The sequence below is a fragment of the Streptomyces finlayi genome (assembly GCF_014216315.1).
GTDB lineage: Bacteria > Actinomycetota > Actinomycetes > Streptomycetales > Streptomycetaceae > Streptomyces > Streptomyces finlayi_A.
The window spans coordinates 754,575-779,513 of record NZ_CP045702.1; the positions used below are offsets into that span (position 1 = coordinate 754,575).

The 24,939-nt window shown below is 72.0% G+C and carries 18 protein-coding genes and 5 pseudogenes; 10 read left to right on the forward strand and 13 right to left on the reverse strand.

The genetic code is table 11. From position 1 onward, the window contains the following. Nucleotides 1–22: 22 nt before the first annotated feature. The 3 genes from F0344_RS03575 to F0344_RS03585 all read right to left on the reverse strand — a co-directional run bounded on the left by F0344_RS03575 (nucleotide 23) and on the right by F0344_RS03585 (nucleotide 3,160). A complete protein-coding gene (locus tag F0344_RS03575) occupies nucleotides 23–1,204 on the reverse strand; it encodes an ROK family transcriptional regulator (protein WP_185297374.1) in 1,182 nt (393 codons plus the stop codon). Between the two features lie 262 nt (nucleotides 1,205–1,466). Next, on the reverse strand, nucleotides 1,467–2,144 hold the full coding sequence (locus F0344_RS03580) for a GntR family transcriptional regulator (RefSeq protein WP_185297375.1): 678 nt from the start codon (nucleotides 2,142–2,144) through the stop codon (nucleotides 1,467–1,469). 65 nt (nucleotides 2,145–2,209) lie between these two features. Next, nucleotides 2,210–3,160 (reverse strand): beta-ketoacyl-ACP synthase III, encoded by a 951-nt coding sequence (locus F0344_RS03585; protein ID WP_185297376.1) that lies wholly within the window; start codon nucleotides 3,158–3,160, stop codon nucleotides 2,210–2,212. A gap of 321 nt (nucleotides 3,161–3,481) precedes the next feature. On the opposite strand from F0344_RS03585, the pseudogene F0344_RS03590 reads away from it, so the two are divergent. From F0344_RS03590 to F0344_RS03615, 6 genes and pseudogenes are all read left to right on the forward strand, one after another. Then, nucleotides 3,482–3,627: pseudogene (locus F0344_RS03590) on the forward strand (2Fe-2S iron-sulfur cluster-binding protein); the annotation flags it as partial. 5 nt (nucleotides 3,628–3,632) lie between these two features. Beyond that, nucleotides 3,633–4,482, forward strand: a pseudogene (gene fdhD / locus F0344_RS03595) (formate dehydrogenase accessory sulfurtransferase FdhD). Nucleotides 4,483–4,997: 515 nt separating this feature from the next. After that, nucleotides 4,998–6,797: an AMP-dependent synthetase/ligase gene (locus F0344_RS03600; RefSeq protein ID WP_185297377.1), complete on the forward strand. Its 1,800-nt coding sequence runs from the start codon at nucleotides 4,998–5,000 to the stop codon at nucleotides 6,795–6,797. Nucleotides 6,798–6,954: 157 nt separating this feature from the next. Then, nucleotides 6,955–7,791, forward strand: coding sequence for an aldo/keto reductase (locus F0344_RS03605; protein ID WP_185297378.1), 837 nt, complete (start codon nucleotides 6,955–6,957; stop codon nucleotides 7,789–7,791). A gap of 126 nt (nucleotides 7,792–7,917) precedes the next feature. Continuing rightward, entirely contained in the window at nucleotides 7,918–8,394 is a 477-nt protein-coding gene (locus tag F0344_RS03610; protein WP_185297379.1) for an RICIN domain-containing protein, read from the forward strand. Nucleotides 8,395–8,471: 77 nt separating this feature from the next. Next, nucleotides 8,472–9,080 carry a hypothetical protein gene (locus F0344_RS03615; RefSeq protein ID WP_185297380.1) on the forward strand — a complete coding sequence of 203 codons (609 nt, stop codon included), beginning with the start codon at nucleotides 8,472–8,474 and terminating at the stop codon, nucleotides 9,078–9,080. Between the two features lie 88 nt (nucleotides 9,081–9,168). Here F0344_RS03615 and F0344_RS03620 read toward each other — a convergent pair whose 3' ends face one another. Then, nucleotides 9,169–10,101, reverse strand: a complete 933-nt coding sequence (locus F0344_RS03620) for a class I SAM-dependent methyltransferase (protein WP_185297381.1) — start codon at nucleotides 10,099–10,101, stop codon at nucleotides 9,169–9,171. Nucleotides 10,102–10,161: 60 nt separating this feature from the next. After that, nucleotides 10,162–11,109 (reverse strand): AraC family transcriptional regulator, encoded by a 948-nt coding sequence (locus F0344_RS03625; RefSeq protein ID WP_185297382.1) that lies wholly within the window; start codon nucleotides 11,107–11,109, stop codon nucleotides 10,162–10,164. A gap of 81 nt (nucleotides 11,110–11,190) precedes the next feature. Here F0344_RS03625 and F0344_RS03630 point away from each other — a divergent pair. Further along, a pseudogene (locus F0344_RS03630) lies at nucleotides 11,191–12,043 on the forward strand (NmrA family transcriptional regulator). A gap of 19 nt (nucleotides 12,044–12,062) precedes the next feature. Here the strand turns inward: F0344_RS03630 and F0344_RS03635 are convergent. After that, nucleotides 12,063–12,803, reverse strand: coding sequence for a class I SAM-dependent methyltransferase (locus F0344_RS03635; RefSeq protein ID WP_185302496.1), 741 nt, complete (start codon nucleotides 12,801–12,803; stop codon nucleotides 12,063–12,065). Between the two features lie 195 nt (nucleotides 12,804–12,998). Between F0344_RS03635 and F0344_RS03640 the strand changes: the two are divergent. Further along, nucleotides 12,999–13,211: pseudogene (locus F0344_RS03640) on the forward strand (LysR family transcriptional regulator); the annotation flags it as partial. Nucleotides 13,212–13,243: 32 nt separating this feature from the next. Here F0344_RS03640 and F0344_RS03645 read toward each other — a convergent pair. The 6 genes and pseudogenes from F0344_RS03645 to F0344_RS03670 all read right to left on the reverse strand — a co-directional run bounded on the left by F0344_RS03645 (nucleotide 13,244) and on the right by F0344_RS03670 (nucleotide 22,382). Further along, on the reverse strand, nucleotides 13,244–13,549 hold the full coding sequence (locus F0344_RS03645; protein WP_185297383.1) for a 4a-hydroxytetrahydrobiopterin dehydratase: 306 nt from the start codon (nucleotides 13,547–13,549) through the stop codon (nucleotides 13,244–13,246). Between the two features lie 95 nt (nucleotides 13,550–13,644). Next, a complete protein-coding gene (secD, locus tag F0344_RS03650; protein WP_185297384.1) occupies nucleotides 13,645–15,939 on the reverse strand; it encodes a protein translocase subunit SecD in 2,295 nt (764 codons plus the stop codon). Nucleotides 15,940–16,627: 688 nt separating this feature from the next. Next, the gene (locus F0344_RS03655; protein ID WP_185297385.1) at nucleotides 16,628–17,458 is read right to left on the reverse strand and encodes a rod shape-determining protein; all 831 of its coding nucleotides are present in this window, start codon (nucleotides 17,456–17,458) and stop codon (nucleotides 16,628–16,630) included. 139 nt (nucleotides 17,459–17,597) lie between these two features. After that, a pseudogene (gene ligA / locus F0344_RS03660) lies at nucleotides 17,598–19,695 on the reverse strand (NAD-dependent DNA ligase LigA). Nucleotides 19,696–19,757: 62 nt separating this feature from the next. Next, nucleotides 19,758–21,842, reverse strand: a complete 2,085-nt coding sequence (locus tag F0344_RS03665) for a phage holin family protein (RefSeq protein ID WP_374940139.1) — start codon at nucleotides 21,840–21,842, stop codon at nucleotides 19,758–19,760. A 135-nt stretch (nucleotides 21,843–21,977) separates the two neighbouring features. Then, the gene (locus F0344_RS03670; RefSeq protein WP_185297387.1) at nucleotides 21,978–22,382 is read right to left on the reverse strand and encodes a hypothetical protein; all 405 of its coding nucleotides are present in this window, start codon (nucleotides 22,380–22,382) and stop codon (nucleotides 21,978–21,980) included. 117 nt (nucleotides 22,383–22,499) lie between these two features. On the opposite strand from F0344_RS03670, the gene F0344_RS03675 reads away from it, so the two are divergent. Both F0344_RS03675 and F0344_RS03680 read left to right on the forward strand, forming a co-directional pair. Then, nucleotides 22,500–23,276: an MBL fold metallo-hydrolase gene (locus tag F0344_RS03675; protein ID WP_185297388.1), complete on the forward strand. Its 777-nt coding sequence runs from the start codon at nucleotides 22,500–22,502 to the stop codon at nucleotides 23,274–23,276. Further along, the gene (locus F0344_RS03680; RefSeq protein WP_185302497.1) at nucleotides 23,273–23,917 is read left to right on the forward strand and encodes a DedA family protein; all 645 of its coding nucleotides are present in this window, start codon (nucleotides 23,273–23,275) and stop codon (nucleotides 23,915–23,917) included. Before F0344_RS03675 ends, F0344_RS03680 begins: the two co-directional genes overlap by 4 nt. Here the strand turns inward: F0344_RS03680 and F0344_RS03685 are convergent. Further along, nucleotides 23,911–24,933, reverse strand: coding sequence for an MBL fold metallo-hydrolase (locus F0344_RS03685; RefSeq protein ID WP_185297389.1), 1,023 nt, complete (start codon nucleotides 24,931–24,933; stop codon nucleotides 23,911–23,913). The genes F0344_RS03680 and F0344_RS03685 overlap by 7 nt on opposite strands. Nucleotides 24,934–24,939 lie beyond the last annotated feature (6 nt).

A 24,939-nucleotide genomic window follows, 5' to 3' on the forward strand; every position in this document is an offset into this window, starting at 1 on the left:
GTCGTACGACCGGCCCGGGAAATCAGGCCGGTGAGAACAGGTGGTCGCTGATGAGCCGGGCGGCACCGATCACTCCGGCGGCCGGCCCCAACTCCCCCAGGACGATCGGGAGGTTGCCGGTGGCGAGCGGCAGGGACTGCCGGTAGACCTGGGTCCGGACACTGGCGAGCAGATTGTGTCCGAGGCCGGTCACCCCGCCGCCGATCACCACGAGTCCGGGGTTGAAGAAGCTGACGAGTCCGGCGATGACCTGGCCGACCCTGTTGCCGCCCTCACGGATCAGGTCGAGGGCGGCGGCGTCACCGGCCGCCGCGGCGGCCGCGACGTCGACGGCGTTGAGTTTGCCGGCCGCTTCCAGCCGCGCCGCGAGTTCCGCGGACCGGCCCGAGCGCGCCGCGTCCTCCGCGTCGCGGGCGAGCGCCGCGCCACTGAAGTGGGCTTCCAGGCAGCCCCGGTTGCCGCAGGCGCAGGCCCTGCCGTCCGGTTCCACCTGGATGTGGCCGATGTCCCCGGCGCTGCCGGTCGTGCCGCGGTAGACCTTGCCGCCGACGACGATGCCACAGCCGATACCCGTGCCGATCTTGACACAGAGGAAGTCGCCCACGGAGCGTGCGACGCCCGCGTGCTGCTCCCCCATCGCCATGAGGTTCACGTCGTTGTCGACCATGACTGGGCAGCCCAGCTCCTGGCTGAGTGCCTCGCGGACCGGGAAGCCGTCCCAGCCGGGCATGATCGGCGGCGCGACCGGGATTCCTTCGGGGAAGCGGACGGGTCCCGGTACACCGATGCCCGCGCCGTCGAAACCCTCGGCGAGCCCGGAGGCCCTGAGCTTGGCCGCCATCGACAACACCTGCTCGAAGACGGCGACGGGACCTTCGCGTACGTCCATGGGGTGGTTGAGGTGCCCGAGGACCTCCAGTTCCGCGTTGGTGACGGCCACGTCGATGGACGTGGCGCCGATGTCGACGCCGAGGAACCGCAGTGCCGGGGCGAGCCGGATGTTGTGGGATCGGCGCCCGCCGCGCGAGGCGGCGAGTCCGTCGGCCACGACGAGGCCGGTCTCCAGCAGCCTGTCCACCTCGACGGCGAGCTTGGAGCGCGAGAGGTCGACCTCGTCTCCCAACTGCGCACGGGAGTTGGGGCCGCCGTCACGCAACAGCCGTAGCAGTCGCGCCTGATGCGCGTTCGCGGGCCGAGCCGTCATGCGTCTCACACGTCCCTCCCCGCCACATCGGACAGTCCGTCGGGCTTTGGAGGGGAACGTAGCAGCGCTTTCCCTGAGTGGGAAGAAGTTGCGCAGCAATCCGCTCCAACTTTCTCCACACCCAGGACAAAGGGGCGCGCACACGCCTCCCGGTCACGCCGATGGGGCACCGGGATCTCCCGGTGCCCCATCGGCGTGACCGTGTCTCTCCGCCGCCTCTTCCGTGCTTCTTCCGTGCCTCTTCCGTGCCTCTTCCGTGCTTCTACGCCTCTTCGCGCCGGTGGTACGCCTCACGCGTGTGCTCCGCGTGCGCACGCATGACCTCGGTGGCCCGCCGCTCGTCCCGCGAGGAGATCGCCGCGATGAGCGCACGGTGCTCGATCCACGACCGGGTTCCGCGCTGACGGGCAACCGGCGTGTAGTACCAGCGGACCCTGCGGTCCACCTGTCCGGCCAGTTCAGCGAGGACGACATTGCCGGCCAGCTCCATGACCTTGGCGTGGAAGGCGGCGTTGGTGGCGACCGCCAGGTCCACGTCGTCGTCGGCCACCGCCCGCTCACCCTTGGCGCAGAGCTCTTCGAGCGCCGCGACACCCGCCGTGCCCGAGTTGGCGGCGGCGAGCCGGGCCGCCTCGGCCTCCAGGAGCGTACGGACCGAGAGGAGCTGGTCCGCCTCCTGCTCGGTCGGCTCGTGGACGAAGGCGCCCTGCGCGGGACGCAGGTCGACCCAGCCCTCGGTGTTCAGCCGCTGGAGCGCTTCGCGCACCGGCTGCCTGGACACCCCGAGATGCCCCGCGAGTTCGCTCTCGACCAGATGCTGACCGGGTCGCAGCGCACGCGTGGTGATCAGTTCGAGCAGCGCCTCGAAGACGCGCTCGCGCAGCGGACCGGGCCGTTCCAGCTTCGGCACAGCACCTTGCGGCAGCCCTGTGGACAACATCGCGGTCCCCCTCCGGGGCGACGAGCAATTGCTTATCGTCTACAGTCTACCGAGCACCACGCGGGTCAGGGACAGAGGATCACTTGACCGGCGTACGAGAGGTTGCCGCCGAAGCCGAAAAGCAGTACCGGAGCACCGCTCTCGATCTCCCCGCGCTCCACCAGCTTGGACAGCGCCATCGGGATGGACGCGGCGGACGTATTGCCCGAATCCACCACATCCCGGGCGATGACCGCGTTGACCGCTCCGATCTTCTTCGCGACCGGTTCGATGATCCTCAAATTGGCTTGATGCAGCACCACCGCAGCGAGATCCTCGGGGGTGATTCCCGCCTTTTCGCAGACCTTGCGGGCAATCGGCGGCAGCTGCGTGGTGGCCCAGCGGTAGACGGACTGCCCCTCCTGCGCGAAGCGCGGGGGCGTGCCCTCGATGCGTACGGCGTTGCCCATCTCGGGCACCGAGCCCCAGAGCACCGGACCGATCCCCGGCCGATCCCCGGCACCCGAGTCCGCGACGACGACAGCCGCGCCCGCACCGTCTCCGAGCAGGACGCATGTGCTGCGGTCGGTCCAGTCGGCGATGTCGGCCATCTTGTCGGCGCCGATGACGAGCACCCGGGTGGCGGCCTCGGCCCTGATCGCGTGGTCCGCGGTCGCCAGGGCGTGCGTGAAGCCGGAGCAGACCACATTGATGTCCATCACGGCGGGCGAGCCCATGCCGAGCCGTGCCGCGACCCGCGCGGACATGCTCGGCGAGCGGTCGATGGCCGTGGAGGTGGCCACCAGGACCAGATCGATGTCCGAGGGCTGCAGGCCGGCCGCGGCCAGCGCCTTGGCTCCCGCGTGCGCGGCCATCTCGTCCACCGGCTCCTCGGGGCCACCGACGTGACGGGTCTTGATGCCGACCCGGCTGGTGATCCATTCGTCGCTGGTGTCGACCATGGCGGCCAGGTCGTCATTGGTGAGCACCTTGGCGGGCTGGTAGTGGCCGAGCGCCACGACACGTGAGCCGGTCATGTACAGGTTCCCCTCGTTACGAATGGCAGGAACCATCCAGTCTTGGTCGCTACCGACCGGTACAACGACACGTAACCCCACAGGATTCCGGGCCGGGGGTTGGAGCCTTGACGACAACCTTGATCAACTACCGCATACTGTAGACAATATTCGGTCGGCTTGACACGCTCGCTCGGTCCTCTCACCGAACGGAGAACCCCGTGAAAGTCGCAGTGGTCGCACCTCGTCCACGGACCTGTCGACGACGCCACGGGCGGCGGAGCAGCTCCAGGAGTACGAGGCGAAGCCGGAACGTTTCGGGCCCGGTGCCGCCCGGGTCGCGGCGCCGGCTGCAGCCTCACCCTCCATGTGCAGGACAATGAGATCGTCAAGGTCACCTCACCGCACGGCACGACAACGCGGTGACCCACGGCAACCTCTGCATCAAGGGCCGTTTCGGCTACCAACACGTACAGAATCGGGTTTAACCGCCATGGGTCGGGTCACCGAGCGCCGCCGCACCATCCGCATCCGGGACGGGGCGGTCACCACCCGCCCCGACACACTGGTCGCCGAGGAGCCGCTGGAGATCCGGCTGAACGGCAAGCCGCTCGCCATCACGATGCGCACACCCGGCGACGACTTCGCGCTGGCGGCGGGCTTCCTGGTGAGCGAGGGCGTGATCGGCGAGGGCTCCGAAGTGCAGTCGATCGTGTACTGCGCCGGGGCGACGGCCGACGGGGTGAACACGTACAACGTGGTCGACGTGAAGCTCGCGCCGGGCGTCGTGGTCCCCGACATCACGCTAGAACGCAAACGTCTACACCACGTCCTCGTGCGGGCTGTGCGGCAAGGCGAGCCTCGACGCCGTCCGCACCACGACACGCCACCCCGTCGCTGATTCTCCCCCGGTCCGGGTGGCACCCGAACTGCTCGCCGGCCTCCCCGACCGGCTGCGCGAGGCACAACGGGTGTTCGACCGGACCGGGGGGCTGCACGCGGCCGCGATGTTCTCGGAGGAGGGCGAACTGCTCGACATCAGGGAGGACGTCGGGCGGCACAACGCGGTCGACAAGCTCGTCGGCCGCGCCCTGACCGACGACCGGCTGCCGCTCTCGCGGGTGATTCTGCTGGTGTCGGGGCGGGCGTCGTTCGAGCTGGCGCAGAAGGCGGTGATGGCCGGCATCCCGATGCTCGCCGCCGTCTCGGCGCCGTCGTCGCTGGCCGTCGATCTCGCGGCCGAGACCGGACTGACCCTGGTCGGTTTCCTCCGGGGTCCGTCCATGAACGTGTACGCGGGTGAGCACCGCATCGCCCTGGAGGCGACGGCCACCACGGGCTGACGTGGCGGTACGGGTCGACCGGCAGCCAGGACGGCGGCTTCGATGTACGGCGGGCTCATGTGCTCCACGTGTCTCTCAGGTCAGGTCGCGCCCTCCCCGTCGTGCCCTGATCAGCGCAATCGGGAATCCCGCGGACCGGGGCCGGGCTCACGAAGCGGCGGACGCCCTGGCCGCGTCGATCCTGGCGGGCGGTGATCGGCTGCACCGGGGGATCAGCGGCCGCGAGTCCGCCTGACGGCCGAGGTGCGTGCTCGCAAAGGTCGGTATACCCGGACAGAATGGGAGTGATCGTGGTGTACAGATTCGGTGGAGATTCGGGCGCAAGCCGCGTACTCCTCGGTCGGAAGTCCGCCCGGGCCTTGCCCATCTGGCCGGATTTCTACGGCTGACCTGTGCAGATGCCACGCGTTACGGAGACTTCACGCTCTCCCGCGGCGGCGTCCGGTGGGGTAGCGTCGCGGCGCTGTGCGGAGGCCACGAGGAGCAGTTCATTGCGCGAATTCACTGTCCCACCCATGGCGGCCGCCCCCCAGGTCGGCGGTCTCGCCGACACCGTGTTCGACAACGCCGAGGACGATCCGCACCGGGTCGCCCTGGGGCGCAAGGGCGCGGACGGACACTGGCGCGATGTCACCGCCGCGGAATTCCGCGACGAGGTCCTGGCCCTGGCGAAGGGCCTGATCGCACATGGCGTCCGGTTCGGCGACCGCATCGCCCTGATGTCCCGTACGCGCTACGAGTGGACGCTCTTCGACTTCGCGGTGTGGACGGTCGGTGCCCAGTCCGTACCCGTCTACCCGACCTCGTCGGCCGAACAGGTCCTCTGGATGCTCCACGACGCCGAGGTCACCGCCGTCATGGTCGAGCACGAGGACCACGCCATGACGATCGGCTCGGTCATCGACCGGCTGCCCCGCCTGAAGCGGCTGTGGCAGCTGGACGACGACGCGGTGGGCGAGCTGGTCGCCGCCGGCGCACAGATCGACGACGAGGTGGTGCACCGGCACCGACGTGCCGTGACGCCGGAGTCGGTGGCGACGGTGATCTACACCTCGGGCACCACGGGCCGCCCCAAGGGCTGCGTGATCACGCACGCCAACTTCATGTTCGAGTCGGACACCATGGTCAGCCGGTGGGAGCCGGTGTTCCACTCCAAGCCGGGCGACGAGGCCGCGACCCTGCTCTTCCTGCCGCTGGCCCACGTCTTCGGCCGGATGGTGGAGATCGCCGCACTCCGTGGCCGGGTGAAGCTGGGCCACCAGCCGGAGCTCTCGGCACGCGCCCTGATGCCGGACCTGGTCTCCTTCCGGCCGACGTTCATCCTCGCCGTCCCGTACATCTTCGAGAAGGTCTTCAGCGGCGCCCGGCGCAAGGCGGAGGCGGAGGGCCGGCTCGGACCGTTCGAGAAGGCGGTCGAGATCGCGGTGAAGTACGCGGAGGCCATGGAGGACCGGGCCTTCCGCACCGGGCCCGGCCCTTCCGCCGGGCTGCGGATGCAGCACCAGTTCTTCGAGAAGATCGTCTACAAGAAGGTCCGCGACGCGATGGGCGGCCGGGTGCGGCACGCGATGTCGGGCGGTTCCGGGATGAACCGCAGGCTCGGCCTGTTCTTCGCGGGCGCGGGTGTCCTCGTCTACGAGGGCTACGGCCTCACCGAGTCCACCGCGGCGGCGACGGCGAACCCGCCGGAGCGCACCCGGTACGGCACGGTCGGGCAGCCGATCCCGGGTACGACCGTGCACATCGCCGACGACGGCGAGATCTGGTTGCACGGCGCGAACATCTTCTCCGGCTATCTGGGCAACCCGAAGGCCACCGACGCGGCGCTCCGCGACGGCTGGCTGGCGACCGGGGACATCGGCGCGCTCGACGAGGACGGCTATCTGACGATCACCGGGCGGAAGAAGGAGATCCTGGTGACCTCCGGCGGCAAGAGTGTCTCGCCCGCCGGTCTGGAGGAGCGGGTGCGGGCGCATCCGCTGGTGGCGCAGTGCATCGTCGTCGGCAACGACCGCCCGTACATCGCGGCACTGGTGACCGTGGACCAGGAGTCCGTGGAGCACTGGCTCGCCATGCAGGGCCGGCCGCCGCTGAGCCCGGGCGAACTGGTGCGCGACCCGGACCTGGAGATGGAGGTCCGCCGCGCGGTCGTGGCCGCCAACACGGCGGTGTCCCAGGCCGAGTCGATCCGTACGTTCCGGATACTGGCGCACCAGTTCACCGAAGAACGCGGGCTGCTCACCCCTTCGCTGAAGCTGAAACGCAAGGCGATCGAGACTGCGTACGCGGCCGAGGTAGACGCGCTCTACCACTGAGCCGCCCGCACGAGCCACTCCCCGGCCGCTTTCCCGGGCCACTCCCCGGTTGCTTTCCCAGGCCACTCCCCGAGTGTCTCCGGCGGCCGGGAATGTGTACGCCTCCGTGATCGTTGACTGTCCGAGTACCAACTGACAACGTAAGGATCGACTGCTCGTGAGCCAGGTCCCCTCCCTCACCCTCAACAACGGTGTCGACATGCCGCAGCTCGGTTTCGGCGTCTGGCAGGTGCCGGACGACGTGGCGGAGAAGACGGTGGCCACGGCCATCGAATCCGGGTACCGGAGCATCGACACCGCCGCGATCTACGAGAACGAGGTGGGGACCGGCAAGGCCGTCGCCGCCTCCGGTGTCGCCCGTGACGAACTGTTCATCACCACCAAGCTGTGGAACAGCCGGCAGGGCTACGACACGACGCTGCGCGCCTTCGACACGTCGCTCGGCAAGCTGGGCCTCGACTACGTCGACCTGTATCTGATCCACTGGCCGCTGCCCGCCAAGGACGCGTACGTGGACACGTACAAGGCCCTGGAGAAGATCCTCGCGGACGGCCGCGCCAAGGCCATCGGCGTGTCGAACTTCCTGCCTGCGCACCTGGAGCGCCTGATCGCCGAGACCTCCGTGGTCCCCGCGGTCAACCAGGTCGAGCTGCACCCGCAGCTCCAGCAGGCCGAGCTGCGTGCCTTCCACGCCCAGCACGGCATCGCCACCGAGGCTTGGTCGCCGCTGGGCCAGGGCAAGGGCCTCCTGGAGGTCCCGACCGTCGTCGCGATCGCGCGGAAGCACGACCGGACACCCGCCCAGGTGGTGCTGCGCTGGCACCTCCAGACGGGCAACGTGGTGATCCCGAAGTCCGTGACGCCGTCGCGGATCGTGGAGAACCTGGACGTGTTCGGCTTCGAGCTGGACGGCGACGACCTCGCCGCCTTCGCCGCTCTGGACGAGGGCAAGCGCCTTGGTCCGGACCCGGCGGAGTTCGACTACGACGCCTGAGTCACCCCGCACCCGGTGACGCGCGAAGCCGCCGCAGGCCTCGACAGGCCCGCGGCGGTTTCGCGCGTGGGTCCACCGGTGGATACCGGCTTCCGCCGTCCGGACACGCCTGAGGAGAACGGAATCATGAGCGCCCACACCGCGCCCGTCGTCGAAGCCGGCACGTACCGCCTGCGCAACGTGGCCAGCGGCCTCCTGCTGGAGGTCTACGGCGCGAAGACGGGCGGCGGTGCCAACGTGCAGCAGGGCGAGGAGAACGGATCGGCCGCGCAGCTGTGGCAGGTCTCCCCCGTGCACGACGGCGCCGCGCTGCATCACCTGGTCAATGCCCACAGCGGCAAACGACTCGACGTCGCCAACGCCTCCACGGAGAACGGCGCCAACATCCAGCAGTGGCGGGCCAACAACTTCGGCGCCCAGGAATGGCTGATCGAGCAGCACCTGGAGGCACCCGGAACCGTCACCCTCGTCAGCTTCGTCAGCGGCCTCGTCCTGGAGGTCGCCGAAGGAAGCACCGAGGACGGGGCCAACGTCCAGCAGTGGGAGGACACCGACTCCCCAGGCCAGTGGTGGCAGTTGGAGCCGGTGCCGCACTCCGCATGAGTACGCGTACTCATGACCACGACAATCCGCTCGTCCCACAATCGAGCGGCCCCTGTCGTACGGAAATGGAGTTCTTCGTGAGACGTCTCCCCCTGGCAGTCGCCGCCGGTCTGCTCGTGCTGACCGCCTGCGGTACCGAACGCGTGACGTCGGGTGACGGACCGGAAGGCGCCGGCTCGCCTTCCCGTGCACGCCCGTCCACGGCGGAGGACTGGAAGAAGTCGGCCGACGAGGCCCGCGCGAAGCACGACAGGAAGTTCCGTGACGTGGCGGCGCGTTGCACGGACATCACGCCGAGCGCGTCGGCCCGTCCGACGACGGGCGCCACGGAGCCCGCCGATCCGGAGGCGGACCGCTACCGGGAGAACCACGCCTTCAAGCAGCAGGCCCCGCTCGGCCCCGAGCAGCAGTGCCGCGGAGACGCCCACGCGGACCGGATCACCGACGCCCTGCGCGAGACCGGCGGGCCCGGCCCGTCCAGCGAGCAGGACGTGCGCACCGTCCTGGAAGAGCTCGGCTATCCGGCCGAAGCGACCCAGGTCTACGGCTCCGGCCACGCGCTCGGCTTCAGCATCTCCGTGCCCGGCGCCCCGTGCGTCAGCGGCGGCGTGGGGCCGCCCCTGACCGTGGAGGCCCACGGTGTCTACATGGAGGGCGGTTGCAGGGAACCCCAGGGCGGGCACTGAGCCCCCTGGGCACCATGCTCAACGGGGACGCCCGCGCCGTCGGCAGCTGAGGACCTGAGCCGCTCGGCCGCTCGGCCGCTGAAATCTCTCAGAGTCTTCCCGCCACCTGCACCGTCCGGGCCGACAGCACGAAGACGTCGTCCCGGCGGTGCAGCCCGGCCGGGTCCGCCGGGTCGAGCAGCCGGTCGATGACCGCGAGGTCCTCCGCCGTCAGCCGGTCGGCCAGCACCTCGCGCTGGCGGGCGAAGTTCTCCACGACATGGTCGCGGGCGAGCCCGGAGAGCGGGCCCGGCAGGTCGAGCAGGAAGCTGCGGGTACCCTGCGGCTTCAGACCGACCTCGCCGAACAGGGCGTTCCAGTCCTCGGTCTCCTGCCTGGCGTCCGGCAGGGTCGCCCGCATGTCCGCGAACCAGTCCGCCGCGGCCGCGTCGATGCGGGCCTCCAGACCGGGCCTGCCGATGCCGATGTCGCGCGGCAGCTGACGTGTGGGCAGCCCGCCCTCGACGAGGGCGACGGCCCCGCCCGGACGCAGCAGCCCGGCGAAGCCGGCCAGCACACCGCGCTGGTCGCCCATGTGATGCAGGGAGTTGGCCGCCCAGATCAGGTCGGCCTCCGCCAGCTTTCCCAGGTCCGCGGGGAGTTCGGCGTAGAGGGTCCGGACCCGGTCCCCCAGGTCCAGGCGCTCCGCACGGGCCCGGACGCGTTCCAGGAGCACCGGGGTGCCGTCCACCGCGATGATCTCGGCAGCGGGGAACTCCTCGGCGAGCAGGCAGGTGATGACGCCGGGGCCGCTGCCGACGTCCAGGACGCGGCGCACCTCGCGGACGGCGGGCAGACCGGCGACCCAGCGGGCTGCTTCCCGGTACTGCTGGAGGCCGAGCTCCGCCTCATGCTCCAGACTGGGTCCCATCACGTCCCAGTCGAGGTCGCCGCCCTCGTGGCCGTGTGCGGTGGGACCGTGCCCCTGGGACCGCCCGTGGTGCCCGTGTCCGCCGTGTCCGTGTTTGATGTGCTTGGTCATGACGTCAGCCTGCACGGAAACCTCCCCCCGGGCGAAATTCGTTGCCGGTTCGGCAAAGCGTCATCCGGGCGCGTCGGACGGTGCGGCGCGGTACTCCTGCGGGCTCATGCCCCGTACGCGCTTGAACGCGGCGCTGAAGGCGAAGGAGCCGCTGTAACCGACTTTCCGCGCCACCGCCTCCACCGTGGAATCCGTGCCGCGCAGCAGATCGGCCGCGAGGGCGAAGCGCCAGCCGGTCAGATACGCCATCGGGGGCTCCCCGACCAGTTCGGTGAAGCGGCGGGCGAGCGCCGCCCGGGAGACCCCGGCCCCGGCGGCCAGGGCGGCGACCGTCCAGGGACGGGCCGGGTCGTTCTGGAGCAGCCGCAGCGCCTGTCCGACGACCGGGTCCCCCAGGGCGACGTACCAGGCAGGAGGCCGGCCGTCGGGCCTGGCGAACCAGGTGCGCAGTCCGGCGATCAGCAGCAGATCGAGCAGCCGGTCCAGGAACACGCTCTGGCCCGGCTCGTCCTTGGAGATCTCCTCGTCGAGGAGGCACAGGAGTGGCCCCGTCCTGGCGTCGGCGGGCAGGACGAGCAGTGCGGGCAACGAGTCGAGGAGCCGTCGGCTGATCTCCCCGTCGAAGAGGTACGTCCCGACGAGTACGGTCGCGGGCCCGTCGGGTGCGTTGCCCCAGGTGCGTACCCCGAGGCTCATGGACTCGGCGAGCGGCTCCCCGTACGACGTGGTGCAGACACCGCCGGGGGCGACACGGCAGCGCGCAGGGGTGCCGGGCGCGTCGGCGACGGTGTACGGCTCCGGGCCGCGGGCGATCGCGATGTCTCCGGGGCGCAGCAGGACGGGCTCCCCTGCGGCGGGCACGATCCATGCCTCGCCGCGGGTCGCGGACAGCAGGCAGAGCGGGGCCCGGTCCTCGATCCGTACCGACCAGGGCGGCTCCATGACCATGCGGAGCAGAAAGGCGCCGCGGGCTCGCGGTCCGTCCAGCAGTCCGGCGAGTGCGTCCATGCGCGCCAGCGTAGACGCACACGCATGCGAGCGAGACGGTCGAGGATGGTCCGGGAGGCGCCGCCGGACGAATCTTGAGTCATGACGAAGCAGACGGAAAACACGCAGCAGGGCACGGTGTTGGTGACGAGCGGTACGGGCAAGACCGGCCGCCGGGTGGTGCAGCGGCTCACCGCTCTGGGAGTGCCGGTGCGCTCGGGCTCGCGCGGCGGCGACGTGCCGTTCGACTGGGAGGACGAGTCGGGCTGGGCGGCGGCGCTGCGCGGCGCGGACGCGGCGTACGTCGCGTACTACCCGGACCTCGCGGCGCCCGGCGCCCCTGAGGCCATGACGGCGTTCGGCCGGATCGCCGCGGAGAGCGGCGTACGACGGCTGGTGCTGCTCTCCGGGCGGGGCGAGCCGCAGGCGGTCGTCGCGGAGGAGGCGCTGCGAGCCGCGGCCCCCGGCGTGGCGCTCTCCCTGCTGCGGTCGGCCTTCTTCGCGCAGAACTTCAGCGAAGGCGCACTGATGGGCGGGGTGCTGCAAGGGGAACTGGTGTTCCCGGCCGGAACCACCGCCGAGCCGTTCGTGGACGCCGACGATCTGGCGGACGTGGTCGTGGCCGTCCTCACGGGGGACCTCGCTGACGAGGGCGTGCACGAACTGACCGGGGCCCCGGCCGCTGACCTTCGACGAAGTGGCGGCCGGAATCGCGGAGGCGACGGGACGTCAGGTGCGGTATGTGCCGGTGACCGGCCCGCAGTACGCGGCGGCGCTGGCGGAGCACGGCATGCCGGAAGCCGAAGCCGGCTTCCTGGCGGAGCTGTTCACGACCCTGCTGGACGGGCACAACGCGGTGGCGACGGACGGCGTGAAGCGCGCCCTGGGCCGGGAGCCGAGGGATTTCGGCACCTACGTGAGGGAGGCGGCCGAGGGCGGCGCCTGGCGGGCGTGAGAGCCGCCTGACCGGCCGGTCAGGCGCGGCGGAAGGCCAGCAGGCGGTACGCCGGGTCGGGACGCGGCCGGTCCGGCTCCGGCAGGCCGGTGAGCCTCATCGCGAGGCGTTCCGCCGCGTTCCCGGGCAGGGCGAGCCGCGAGGCGTACTTCCCCTGGCGCACGGCCCGCGCCGTGGTGAGCGGGGAGCGCCCCTGGCCGCGGCCGGCGAAGCGGGCCTCCCCGGCCTGTTCCAGCCCGTACCGCTCGGCGTGTCCGCCGACCTTCTCCGCACCGTCCGGCGGTTCCGAGGTGAGGTAGGGGGCGAAGAGCTCGTCGATATCGCTTCCCACGTCGTGCCCGGCGTCCTTGTCGACCGTGGTGACGAAGACTCCGCCCGGTCCCAGGACCCGGGCCGCTTCCGCCACCACGTCCCCTACCGCTCCGTCCGACCGCAGCAGATGCAGCAGCCAGACCGCGGTGACGGCATCCACCGAGGAGCCGGCCAGCGGCAGCCGCCGTACGTCGGCGAGTGCCACCGCGTCGATCCGCTGGTGCGCCATCCGCGCCATGCCCGGCGAGGAGTCGGCGCCGATCACCCGGAGGCCGGGGCGGCCGAGCGCTATGCGCTCGCTCACGAGACCCGTACCGCAGCCGATGTCCAGCACGGTGCGGGCGGTGGGCGGAATCAGGCCGAGGACGGCATGGGCCGCGGCCTCGGCGCGGGGCACTCCGCCGCGCGTGGTGTCGTAGACCGCTGCCTCGATGTTGTAGTCCAGCACATTCATGACTCTAGGTCACCGGTCCGGCATCGCAGGGCAGAAAGCGGGCGCGCGTATTGCCGTCGCGTCGCCGGGCCTCATAACTTGCGTTTATGGAGCCGGAGTTGCGCCATCTGCGGACCGTACGTGCCATCGCCGACACCGGAAGCCTCACCAAGGGCGCCGCCTCCCTGGGGCTGGCGCGGCCGGCGCTCCCCGCCGACGCCGGGTCTCGTGACCAGGCCGATCGCCCGCGCGCCCCTGAGCTGGCGTCATCTGCTCGGCCGGCACCCGCGTTCCCCGGCCGCCGACCGGGCGGCCCGTGTCGTGAGCGGGCACGCCCGGGCGGCGTACGCGCAGGCGGTGGAGCGCAGCGGCAGCTATGCGGGACGGCTCGCCTCGCATCCACGGTTCGGCGCCGCGCACTGAGCCACGGGGCGTGGCCGGGCGCGGCGCCGGTCTCAGTGGGCGCCGTGTGCGGAGGCGATGGCCTCCACCCGCGTCGCCAGTGTCAGGTCCTTCTCGGTGACGGCGCCGCCCGCCGAGTGGGTGCTCACGGACAGTCCCACGGTGTTGTAGCCGAGCGTGAGATCCGAGTGGTGGCCGAGCTCCTCCTGGATCTGCGCGATGTGGACGGTCAGCGCGGCGGCGGCGAAGTGCGAGGGAAGCCGGTAACCGCGGGCGAGCCGGCTCCCCTCCAGCTCCCAGCCGGGCAGGTCGCCCAGCCGTGCCTCGATCTGTTCCTGCGACAGCGGTTCATCGGCCATGACACGGCTCCCTACCGGCGACGGGCTGCATCAGCAATTGCCCCTGACGTTACGGTCTCCGTACGACCCCGGTCGCGAGTGACACGGCGGCGGAGTCAGACCCTGGCCCCGTTGTCGAGCGGCCCCCGGCGCGCCGCGGGGGCTGTCCGGCGCTTGGTGGTACGGACCGGCGGCGGGGCCTTGCTGCTCCGTTCCAGGACGAGTGCGAGGGGTACGGCGGTCAGTACCGAGGAGTACGTACCGACGCAGACGCCGATGAGCAGGGCGAGCGCGAAGTCCGCCAGGGAGTCACCGCCCAGTACGGCGAGCGCGACGAGGATGAAGAGCGCGCCCATGCCGGTGCTGACGGTTCTGGGGACGGTCTGGAGCACGGCCCGGTCCGCGACGGTGGCGAGGGGCAGGCCCCGGTCCCTGGCCCACAGCTCGCGTACCCGGTCGAAGACCACCACGGAGTCGTTGACGGAGTAGCCGATCACGGTGAGGAGCGCGGCCAGGAAGATGCCGTCGACGGTGCGCCCCAGCCAGGCGAACGCGCCGATGAGGATGACGAGGTCGTGGACCAGCGCTCCGACCGAGGCCACGGCGAACGTCCACCGGAACCGCACCGCCAGGTAGGCGAGCTGCACGCAGACGGCGACGGCGAGGGCGATCAGCGCGTGGCGCCGCAGTTCCTCGCCGAGGCTGGGGCCGATCAGCTCGTCGCGCACCTTGGTCGTCTCCCCGCCCTCGGCGGCCAGCGCCGCCCGGAGGGCGTGCTCCCCGTCGTTGTCGAGGTTCCCGGTGCGTACGGAGAGGTCGCCCGCGCCCGCGGTGGTGACCTCGGCGTCGCCGAATCCGGCGGCGGCAAGCGCCGTACGGGCCTGTTCCACGTCGACGGGTCGGCTCGTGGAGTACTCGACGAGCCGACCGCCGGTGAACTCGACGCCGAGGCCGACGCCGCGCACGACGATGCCGAGGACGGCGAAGGCCACCAGTGCGGTGGAGAGCAGCAGCCACCGGCGCGGGGAGGTGAACAGCCGCCGGTCGCGGCGGGTCAGCCAGGTCCGTACGCGCCCGGGTCCGGCGATGCCGTTGACGCCCCGGTAGTCGCTGACGAACCGTGAACGGGCGGCGGTCTCGGTGAGCGCGCGGGCGATGACGAGCGCGGAGAACATCGAGGCGAGTACGCCGATGGCGAGCGTGACGCCGAAGCCCTTGACCGGCCCGGAGCCGAGGAGGAACAGGAGCCCCGCCGCGATGAGGGTGGTCACGTTCGAGTCGGCCACGGCGCTGCGGGCGTTACGGAATCCGGCGGCGAGCGCGGTACGCAGGGAACGGCCGGGGCGCTCCGCGCACTCCTCGCGGGCCCGCTCGAAGACAAGGACGTTGGCGTCGACCGCCATGCCGATGGCGAGCACGAATCCGGCGAGCCCGGGGAGCGTGAGAGTGACCCCGAGGGCGACCAGCGCGGCGTACGAGATGACCCCGTACGCGGCGAGGGCGACGGCGGCGAGCGCTCCGAAGAGCCGGTACACGAAGGTGATGAAGAGTGCGGTGGCCGAGGCGCCGATGAGGGCGGCGGCGGCGCTCGCGTCGATGGCCTCGGCGCCGAGCGTCGGGCCGACGGTCCGCTGTTCGACGATCTCGACCGGGACGGGCAGGGCCCCGCCCTCGACGAGGAGCGCGAGTTCGCGGGCCTCGTCGGCCGAGAAGGACCCGGTGATGCGGGTCGAGGCGGACGGGATGCCGACGTCGCAGCCGACGGAGGGGTCGACCTGCGGCGAGGAGATCACCTTTCTGTCCAGGACGATGGCCACCCGGCGCCGGTCGTCCTGGACGGGGTGACAGGCGGCCTCGGCGGTCAGCCCGGTCCAGTCGCGGCCGGCGTCCTTGCCGAAGGTGAGATCCACGGTCCAGCCGGCGCCCTGCTGGGCGTCGAAGACAGCGGTGGCGTCCTTCACGCCCGCGCCGGAGAGCGCCGCGGGTCCGAGCGCGAGGAGGCGGCCCTGCTCGTCGGGCAGCGACGTCACACCCTTTTCACCGTCCGCCTCCGGTGTGCCCGGTCCCCGCACGGCGTGGAAGGTCAGTTGGGCGGTGCGGCCCAGTACGTCCGCGGCCTTGCGCGGGTCCTGTACGTCGGGCAGTTCGACGATGATGCGGTTCTCGCCGGAGCGGGTCAGGGTCGGCTCGGCGACGCCGAGGGAGTCGATGCGCTGCCGGAGCACCTCCAGGGTGCGGTCGGTGCTCTCCCGGTCCGCGACGGCGGTACCGGAGTCCTTGGCCTGGAGCACCATCCGGGTGCCGCCGCGCAGATCGAGGCCGAGCGCGGGTGACATGGTCAGCGAGATGTACACGGAGACGAGCAGTACGGCAGCGGCCAGAACCGCTCGCACCGTGGCGGCGCGAGTCATGGGAATCCTCCGAGGGGGCGCCGGCCGCCCTCGTCTCAGCGAGGACGGAACGGCTGCTCTGTGGAACAGGTCCGGAGACCGGTCGGTGGACCGGCCGGTCCTGCGGGAGGACCCCGCACACCGGGCAGCGAGGCACAGGTGCGCCCCGGTACACGGGCGGGTGCACCGGCCGGACGCGGCCCGGCGGTGAGCGGTACGGCCGTACGGTGCCGGCCCGGCGGCAGGGCGTGGTGGCCGGGCGGTGCGAGGCAGGGCGAGGTGTGGGGGCGTTCGGTGCCGGCCCGGGGAGGCCCGGTGGGATCGCCGGTGGGCGCCCCGGCGCGCCGGGTGGCGGACTCCGCCGGGGGGAGGGGGCGGCGGGGCTCCCGGACGGTGGCCCCGGGACTGCGGGGGCGCCGGGTGTCGTGCGGGTTCCCCGGGCGCGCCGTCCGGTCCGTGTGCTGGGCGGGAACGTGACCGGCGGGTGCGCTGGCGGCGGACGGCGGCCCCGCGGATCCGGGTGCCGCGGCCGGGGGGCCCGCGGCCGTGTGCGCCGGGTGGCCCGCCGCTGCCGCCGCCGGAGTGGCGCCGACGAGCGCGAGGACGGTGAGGAGGAGTGCGGTCAGCAGGTGCCGGGCGGCGCTTGTCGTCCGGGCGCGGGGAGGACGCCACGGGTGCGTGTTCCCCGGAGGGGGCCCCGGGAGGGGGGTCACCTCGGCCGGCCGGGGAGGACGGCGGCCGCCGCGCCGGAGTGGCGCAGGACGGAGCCGAGTATCAGCCCGGCGCCGCGCACGACGGCGGTCGACGGGTCGTCGGCGAGGCGTACGGGCACGCCGAGGCGGACCGCGATCCGGTTGGTGAGGTCGGGGCGCAGGGCTCCGCCGCCGGCGAGCAGGGGTCCCTTGCGCAGGGCGCCGCGGAGCGCCCCGTACCGGTCCTGCCGCCACATCGACATGATCATGTCCAGTACGGTGCGGACGACGGCCCCGGGCTCGGGGTCCCCCGCGGAATCGGTCGCGGCGTCCGGCACGGGGTCGTTGAGACCGGTCTCCGCCTGGCGGGCGTCGGCGACCATCCCGTCGACGAGCAGGGTGATTTCGGTCAGCTCGGCGCCCAGGTCGATGACGAGCAGCGGACCGTCGCCCCGGGGGTCCGCGTGCGCGGCAGCGGCCCTGGCGCTGTCGAGGATGACGATGCCGGCCGGGCCGAGCGCGGCGAGGAGTTCCCTCGCCGTCCTCCGGTGTTCGGCTCCGGCGAGGACCGGATGGCTGAGGAGCATCACGGTGTCGCTGCGATCGGGTCCCAGCGCCGCGTCGGCGATGCGGCCGAGCAGCCTGCCGCAGGCCTCGGGGTCGGTGATGCGCCCGCGCCGTACGGGCCGCCCGGACGGGTCTGCCGTCGGAGGTTCGAGGACGATTCCCCGCCCCGGGACCCAGGCACGGGTCCGTGAGCTGCCGAGATCGATGGCGAGGCCACGTGTGGCCCGGGGGTGCCGGTGGACCGGGCGACCGTGCCGCCGTGCCGCGCGCAAAGAACTCATCGCCCCTCACCCCGGCCCGTCACCGCAGCCGTCCACCTACCGATGACCCGCTGATAGCGAGGCATGACCGACCCCTCACTATGCAATACCGGGGAGGAGAACGCTACTTCCTCAAGGAATCAAAGGACCCGGCGCTCCCTCACACATCCGTGGCCAGGAATGCTCCCACCAGCTCGGCGAACTCGTCGGGTGCCGCGATCCGTACCCCGAGATCCTCCGCCTTGGTGCGCTTGGACCCCGCCTTCTCCCCCGCGACCAGAAGGCTCGTCCGCTTGGAGACGCTGGAGGAGGACTTCCCGCCCGCCCGCTCGATCAGCTCGTTCATCTGGTTGCGGGACAGTTTCTCCAGGGGGCCCGTCATGGCACCGGTGACCACCACGGTCATCCCGTCGAGCGGCAGGCCCGACGGTGCACCGGACTCCGCTTCCGCGTCCTGCGGTGTCCCCGGCTCCGGCGGAGGCGTCACTCCGGGCTCCGTCATGTTGACGCCGGCGCTCACCAGCTTGCCGATCAGCGGGGCGAGCTCCGCCAGCTCCACGACCACACCGGCCGCCTTCTCCTTGCCGATGCCGTCGACCAGCTGGAGCGTCTCGACGTCGGCGGCGACGATCCGGTCCATCGTGGCGAAGTACCTGGCGATGCGCCGGGACATCGAGCGTCCCGTGCCGCGCACCCCGAGGGCGCAGAACACCCGGGACAGCGGACGGGCCGCGGGCCGCCCCGATGGCGGCGAGCAGGTTGTCGGTGGAGGTCTCCCCCATCCGGTCCAGGGCGAGCAACTGCTCGCGTTCCAGGGTGAAGAGGTCGGCGAAGTCGGTGACCAGACCCGCGTCGACGAGCTGGACGACCCGGGTGGAGCCGAGGCCCTCGATGTCGAGCTGGTCGCGGCCCGCCGCGTACGACACGGAGGCGACCAGGCGGCAGTCGCGCCCGCGCGTGCACCGCCAGCGCTGCTCGCTGGTGTCGATGTCCGAGCCGCACTGCGGGCACGTCCCGGGGAACTCGATCGGCCGTTCCTCGCCGGTCCGCAGATGGGCGACGGGCGCCTCGATGCGGGGGATGATGTCACCCGCCTTGTAGACCATCACCTGGTCGCCCAGGCGCAGATCACGCCGGGTGATGTCAGCCGGGTTGTGCAGCGTCGCGAAGCTGACCGTCGATCCGTCGATCTCGACCGGCTCCAGGACGGCGCGCGGCGCGATGATGCCGGTACGGCCGACGTTCCACTCGACACCCAGGAGGCGGGTGACCTTCTCGACGGCCGGGAGCTTGTACGCGATGGCCCAGCGCGGCGCCCGTGTGCCCGACCCGGCCTCCCGCTGGTCGGCGGCCAGATCCGCCTTGATCACGATGCCGTCTATCCCGAACGGCAACGAGGCCCGCAGTGCGGCGACTTCCTCGACCCTGGCCTGCACCTCTTCGGCCGTGGTGACGGTGCGCGGCGCCACCGCCGTGTCCGCGGCCGTATGCACTCCGAGCCCGGCGACATGGGCGAGGACCTCGCTGTGCGGGAGTTCGGCCAGGGTGGTGGTCAGTTCGCCGGAATCGGGCAGCGGGAGCGCGCCGTACGCGAAGAACGTCATCTCGACGCGGTAGGGCCGGTCCTTGGCGCGGAGTGTGCCCGCCGCCCCGTTGCGCGGGTTGGCGAAGGGAGCGCCGCCGTGCTCCGTACGCACCGTGTTGGCCTGTTCGAACTGCTCGTTGGTCATGAGGACCTCGCCGCGCACCTCGATCGTCACCGGCGAGGCGAGCCGCTCGGGCAGGCCGATGACGGTGCCGATGGCGTGGGACACGTCCTCCCCCGCGGTGCCGTCGCCCCGGGTGATCAGCCGGTCGAGCCGGCCCTCCTGGTAGCGCGCGGCGACGGCCAGTCCGTCGAGCTTCGGCTCCACGCTCCAGGCGGCGACGGGTCTGCCGATGCGTCGCTCCAGCGAGGCGGTCCAGGTGGCGAACTGCTCGGGGGAGAACACGTTGTCCAGGGACAGCATGGGGACGGTGTGCGGTACGTCCCCGACGGCGGCGCCGCCCGCGACCTTGCCCGTGGGCGACTCGTCCTGCACCTCCTGGGGGTGCTCGGCCTCGTAGGCGGCGATCCCCCGCACCAGGCGGTCGTACGCGTCGTCGTCGAGCGTGCTCTCGCCCGAGGCGTAGTACGCGGCGGCGGCCTGCGCGGCCTGGTCGACAGCGGCGGCGTACGCGGGCGCGTCGGCGAGCACAACAGCTGAGTTCGTCGTCATGCCCCCATCCTGCCGTCCACCACTGACAACGCCCCGAGCCGGCCGGACGGACGTCCGCGCCGTCAGCCCTGGGCTCCGGGCACGCTGTCGCCCGGCTCGTCCACGACGGGAACCGCGACGGCGTCCGGGTCCAGCGGCACCTGCGGTCCGGACGCCTCGCGCAGCCAGCACGCCAGGACCCGGTGCACGGCCTCGGCGCCCACCAGGGTCTCCTTCGCGCCCGCCGCGTCGAGCGGACCGGTCATCCCGGCGGGCCAGAGCAGGAACGGCCGCGACTGCTCTCCGCCCAGTCCCCCGTGGGAGCCGATCTGTTCCTCGAAGGCGTGCACGTTTCCCGTGTCGGGCTCGTACATCGAGTTGACCATGACATCGGCGACGTGCGGGAAGGTGTCCGTACGCCGCACCGCGTCCGCCGCACCAGGACCGAAAGCGGCGAGCGGCCCTTCCCCGTCCGCCAGTTCCGACAGCGGGACCTCGAAGCCGGACCCCAGCACCACGGACCCGTGCTCCTCGCTCCGCACGAGCAGGAAGCCGACTCCCGGATGGCCGGCGAGCGTCCCCAGCAGCGCGGGGTGGCGGCGGTCGATCTGTTCGCGCGAGGCCCGTCCCGCGATGTCCGGGAAGGACAGCAGCCCGAGGTTTCCCGAAGCGAGCACGACCGGGTCGGAGCGTCCCTCGGGATGCTCGTCCTCCCCCGCCTCGACGGGCCTGTGCAGGGCGGTCCGGACCGCGTCACGGGCCTCTGAGCCACTCTTCGTGCGCTGCGCCCGACGGGGCACGGGAAGTCCGCAGCCCGCCCGCACGAGACTCTTCAGAGTCAGCCCGTATGTCCCGGCGAAGGTCTCACCGGGGCTCTGGCCGTGGTCGGAGAGCAGCACGATCCGGTAGGTGCGCGGGGCCTGTTCGGCGACCTTCCTGATGAGGGCGAGGGAGCGGTCGAGCCGTTCGAGGACCTTCTCCGCGTCGCGGCTGTGCGGCCCCGAGTGGTGCGCGACCTCGTCGTAGGCGACGAGGTCGGCGTAGACGGCGGTGCGTCCGGCGAACATGTCGCCGATCACCGCGGCGACCACCACATCGCGTTCGATGACGGTCGCGAAGGCCCTGATGAACGGGTAGAGCCCGCCGCGCTTGACACGGGGCCCGTCCTTGCGTACCCGTGCCCGAGTCGACTGGCCGATTTCGCGGCCGACCTCGGCGACGAAGGAGAGTGCGGTACGCACGGCGTTGGCCGGGTCGGAGAAGTAGGCGAAGTACCCGGCGCGCGAGCGCCGCCCCTTGCCCCGCCTGGCGGCCATCGACAGCACGAGGGCGAGCTGGTCGGCTCCACCGCTGAAGAGGTTGCCGCGGCTCGCTCCGTCGACGGTGAGCAGACCGCCGTCGTGGGTGCGGACGATGGCACGGCGCTGGAGTTCGAGTGCGCTCGCGGGCCTGCTGGAGACCATGACGGTGCCGGTTTCCTTCTCGTACCACCGGAAGGCGGGCACGTCGTGGTTGCTGCCGTGCAGGATCGCCAGCTGACTGGCGCCCGTCTGGCTCGACCAGTCCGTGCACCAGGGCATCAGCCGGTGGCCCGTCCCACCGTTCATCCACCGGTCGACGGTCGGCATCAGCCCGTCGGCCGCGGCCTTCCTGAGCACGTCGTGGCCGACCCCGTCGAGCTGGATGAACACCGTGCCGGGCGGGCCGCCGCGGCCGCCGTCCGCGGTGCCCGTCGTGCCTACGCGGCGGCGGCGCCGGTCGGCGAGCCGGGAGAGCCTGCGCCGGTAGGCGTCGTCGTCCCGGACAGCGAGGGCGGTGGACGTCGCGGAGGCCACGGCCGACATCACCGCGGCAACGACGACGGCGGTCTCCGGATCGGCGGCCCCGCGCCCGTCCGGGATGAGGCGCAGGGCGATCAGCAGGAGCGAGCCGTTGAGGAAGAAGACGAGCGCACCCAGCACGAGTGCGGGGACGACGAGCAGTGCCCGTACGAGCACGGGCCAGACCAGCGCGGAGAGCAGACCGAACGCTCCGGCCCCCCAGGCCGCGGTGAACGCGGTCCTGGTGATGGTGTCGCCGCTGTCCGACTGGAGCTGGAACTCGGGCAGGATGCCGGCGAGCGTGAGCATCGTCAGGGTGGAGACCGCCCAGACCGCCAGCACCCGCATCAGGGCTCTGCCCGTCGTACGCCATCGCGCGTCTCTCACGCCTTCCACCTCACGTCCGGTCCGGCCTGTCGCCCAAGGACGGTGACCAGCCTTTCACAGCGTGCTCCGTACGCTCCGGAGCCCGGCGGGGCACCCTCAGCAGCCGTCGTATCCGGCGGTCGGCATGGAGAGCCTGCGGTGGACGCCCGCCTTCGAAGGGGCGGTGTAGACCGGCTCCTCGAAGCCGGCCAGCTCCAGCCGTACGCCGCGCCGCTCGCACTCCGCGGTGAACTCGGACACCGAGGCGAGGGCCTGCGCGAGGATCCGGCCGTTGGGCGCCACGAACAGGTCGATCTCCCCTCCGTCGACATCCGCCCACAGGGCACAGTGGTCGGAGCGCAGCCGGTGGGCGCGCAGCTGCCGGGTGATGACGTAGCCCTGATCGGCCGCCCAGCGGGCGCACATGGCCTGCTGGCTGCGGGTGTCGACGAGAAAGGGATCGCCGTCGAGCTCTTCCAGCGGCGTGAGACTGGCGATGGCCGCCACCCGTACACCGTTCATGACCGGTCCCCCCGAACGCAGAGTCTGTCTGCGAGCGTACCGGCAACGGTCCGTATCGTCCCGTGCGCGGGCGGGACAGCCCTTAGGCTCGAGTGCACACGAGCGAGGAGGCGACGCGTGCCGGTGGAGGTCACCTGGTGGGGTCATGCCACGTGCACGATCGAGGACTCCGGGGTGCGGGTCCTGACCGATCCCCTCTTCGTACGGCGCTTCGCGCACCTGCGGCGCCGTCGCGGCGCGGTGCCGCCGCCGGAGGCCGCCGCCGCCGCGCTGGTGCTCGTCTCGCATCTGCACTCCGACCATCTCCATCTGCCGTCGCTGGCGCGGCTGACCTCCGGCAGCCGGCTGCTCGTGCCCGCCGGGGCGGTCCGGGCCGTGCCGGGGCTGCGGGTGCTGCGACGGGTGCGCGCGCTGCACATCACCGAGGTCGAGGCGGGGGACGAGGTGAAGGTGGGCGACCTGCGGGTCCGCGCGGTCCCGGCCCGGCACGACGGGCGGCGGCTGCCCGTCGGCCCGCACCGTTCACCGGCGCTCGGTTACGTGGTCGAGGGCGAGGCGCGGACCTACTTCGCCGGGGACACCGGCCTCTTCGACGGCATGGCCGAGGCCATCGGGCCGGTCGACGTGGCCCTGCTTCCGGTCGGCGGCTGGGGCCCGTGGCTCGGGCACAACCACCTCGACGCCACCCGCGCCGCCGAAGCGCTGACCCGGCTGGGGCCCCGCTCGGCCGTCCCCGTGCACTACGGCACGTACTGGCCGATCGGAATGGACGGCATCCGGCCGCACGAGTTCCATGCGCCCGGGGAGGAGTTCGTGCGGCACGCCGCACGGCTCGCCCCCGAGGTGACGGTCCACCGGCTGGAGCACGGTGAGCGTGTGCGGCCCACGTGGTGATCGCCGAGGTGGTCCGGCAGTTGCCGGACGAGTCGACCCAGCAGGCCGTCGGATACCCGTCGCTGTTCCTCCTGGTGGCACTGGGCTCCCTGGTCCCGGTGGTTCCGACGGGGGCCCTGGTGAGTTCGGCGGCCGTGGTCGCGTTCCATCGGACGGCCCCGTTCTCCCTGCTCGTGGTGTTCGCGGTGGCATCGGCCGCCGCGTTCCTCGGTGACATCTGCCTCTACTGGCTGGGGCAGCGCGGGATGCGTTCCAGGAACGGCTCGAAGTGGCTGCGGGCCCTCAGCGACAGGGCGGCTCCGGAGCGGCTCGCGCAGGCACAGGAGAAGCTGGGCGCGCACGGCGGAACCGTACTCGTGCTCTCCAGGCTGGTGCCGGCGGGACGCATCCCCGTCATGCTGGCGTGCCTGCTCAGCCGGATGCCGCTGCGCGGGTTCGCCCGCGGGGACGTCCCCGCGTGTCTGGCCTGGGCCGCGACGTACCAGCTGATCGGGATTCTGGGCGGGTCACTCTTCCCCGAGCCGTGGCAGGGCGTGGTCGCCGCCGTGGGCCTGACGCTGCTGATCAGCGCGGCCCCCGCGGTGTGGCGCGGACTCCGTGCTCGGTTCGGGCACGGAACAGGTGACGCCGCCGGTCAGTGAGCGAACACCCGGGAGCCGCCGATCGGCAGGTCCCAGAGCCGCTCACGCGCGTGTCCGGCCCGCTTCCACTCGGTACGCAGCCGGGTGAGCGGTTCGAGGACCGGCTCGGCGGAGAGCAGGAACGTCGCCCAGTGCATCGGCGCCATCGCCCGGGCCCCGAGATCCTCGTACGCCCGCACGGCGTCCTCCGGGTCGGTGTGCACGTCGCGGAGCCACCAGCGCGGTTCGTACGCCCCGATCGGCAGCATCGCGAGGTCCGGCCCGGGATGACGCCGGCCGATCTCCTTGAACCAGTGCCCGTAGCCGGTGTCCCCTGCGAAGTAGATCCGCTGCCCGCCGTCCCGGTCGCCGAGCACCCAGCCGCCCCAGAGGGACCGGCAGGTATCCGTCAGGGTCCGCTTGGACCAGTGGTGGGAGGGCACGAAGTCGAAGCGGACGCCGCCGAGTTCCGCCGACTCCCACCAGTCCAGCTCCGTGACACAGGTGAAGTGACGGCGCCTGCACCAGCGGCCGAGCCCGGCGGGAACGAACAGCGGGGTCCTCCTGGGCAGCCTGCGCAGGGTGGGGGCGTCGAGGTGGTCGTAGTGGTTGTGGCTGATGACCACCGCGTCGACTCGCGGAAGTTCCTCCCACCGGATACCGACGGGAGTGATACGGGCGGGGGTCCCGAGTATGCGGCGCGACCACACCGGGTCGGTGAGCACCGTGAGACCTCCGATGCGCACGATCCAGCTGGCATGACCTGCCCAGGTCACCGCGCACGTACCGCTGTCCGTCAAGGGCAGCGGTACCGGCGCGAACGGCAGCCGGTGGATGCTGCGCAGCCCCTCGGCGTTGGGCCGAACGGCACGCTCACGGGCCAGCCGCGTCATGCCCCTGATGCCGGGGAGGGGCGTGGTGAGGCGGTCGGCGAAGGTACGGGGCCAGCTGCGGACCTCGCCCAGGGGGCGTACCGCGGCCGTGTCCGGCGCCGTGGCCCCGGTCTTCCCCGTCGGGCGCTGCGTCTGTTCCGTCATCGAACG

Bases quoted from the DNA above. Each gene is read 5' to 3' on its own strand.
- F0344_RS03575 (WP_185297374.1), bottom strand. From the start codon at position 1,204: ATGACGGCTCGGCCCGCGAACGCGCATCAGGCGCGACTGCTACGGCTG.
- F0344_RS03580 (WP_185297375.1), bottom strand. From the start codon at position 2,144: ATGTTGTCCACAGGGCTGCCGCAAGGTGCTGTGCCGAAGCTGGAACGG.
- F0344_RS03585 (WP_185297376.1), bottom strand. From the start codon at position 3,160: ATGACCGGCTCACGTGTCGTGGCGCTCGGCCACTACCAGCCCGCCAAG.
- F0344_RS03600 (WP_185297377.1), top strand. From the start codon at position 4,998: ATGGCGGCCGCCCCCCAGGTCGGCGGTCTCGCCGACACCGTGTTCGAC.
- F0344_RS03610 (WP_185297379.1), top strand. From the start codon at position 7,918: ATGAGCGCCCACACCGCGCCCGTCGTCGAAGCCGGCACGTACCGCCTG.
- F0344_RS03620 (WP_185297381.1), bottom strand. From the start codon at position 10,101: ATGACCAAGCACATCAAACACGGACACGGCGGACACGGGCACCACGGG.
- F0344_RS03625 (WP_185297382.1), bottom strand. From the start codon at position 11,109: ATGGACGCACTCGCCGGACTGCTGGACGGACCGCGAGCCCGCGGCGCC.
- F0344_RS03645 (WP_185297383.1), bottom strand. From the start codon at position 13,549: ATGGCCGATGAACCGCTGTCGCAGGAACAGATCGAGGCACGGCTGGGC.
- secD (WP_185297384.1), bottom strand. From the start codon at position 15,939: ATGACTCGCGCCGCCACGGTGCGAGCGGTTCTGGCCGCTGCCGTACTG.
- F0344_RS03655 (WP_185297385.1), bottom strand. From the start codon at position 17,458: ATGAGTTCTTTGCGCGCGGCACGGCGGCACGGTCGCCCGGTCCACCGG.
- F0344_RS03665 (WP_374940139.1), bottom strand. From the start codon at position 21,842: ATGCGGGTGCTGGCGGTCTGGGCGGTCTCCACCCTGACGATGCTCACG.
- F0344_RS03670 (WP_185297387.1), bottom strand. From the start codon at position 22,382: ATGAACGGTGTACGGGTGGCGGCCATCGCCAGTCTCACGCCGCTGGAA.
- F0344_RS03685 (WP_185297389.1), bottom strand. From the start codon at position 24,933: ATGACGGAACAGACGCAGCGCCCGACGGGGAAGACCGGGGCCACGGCG.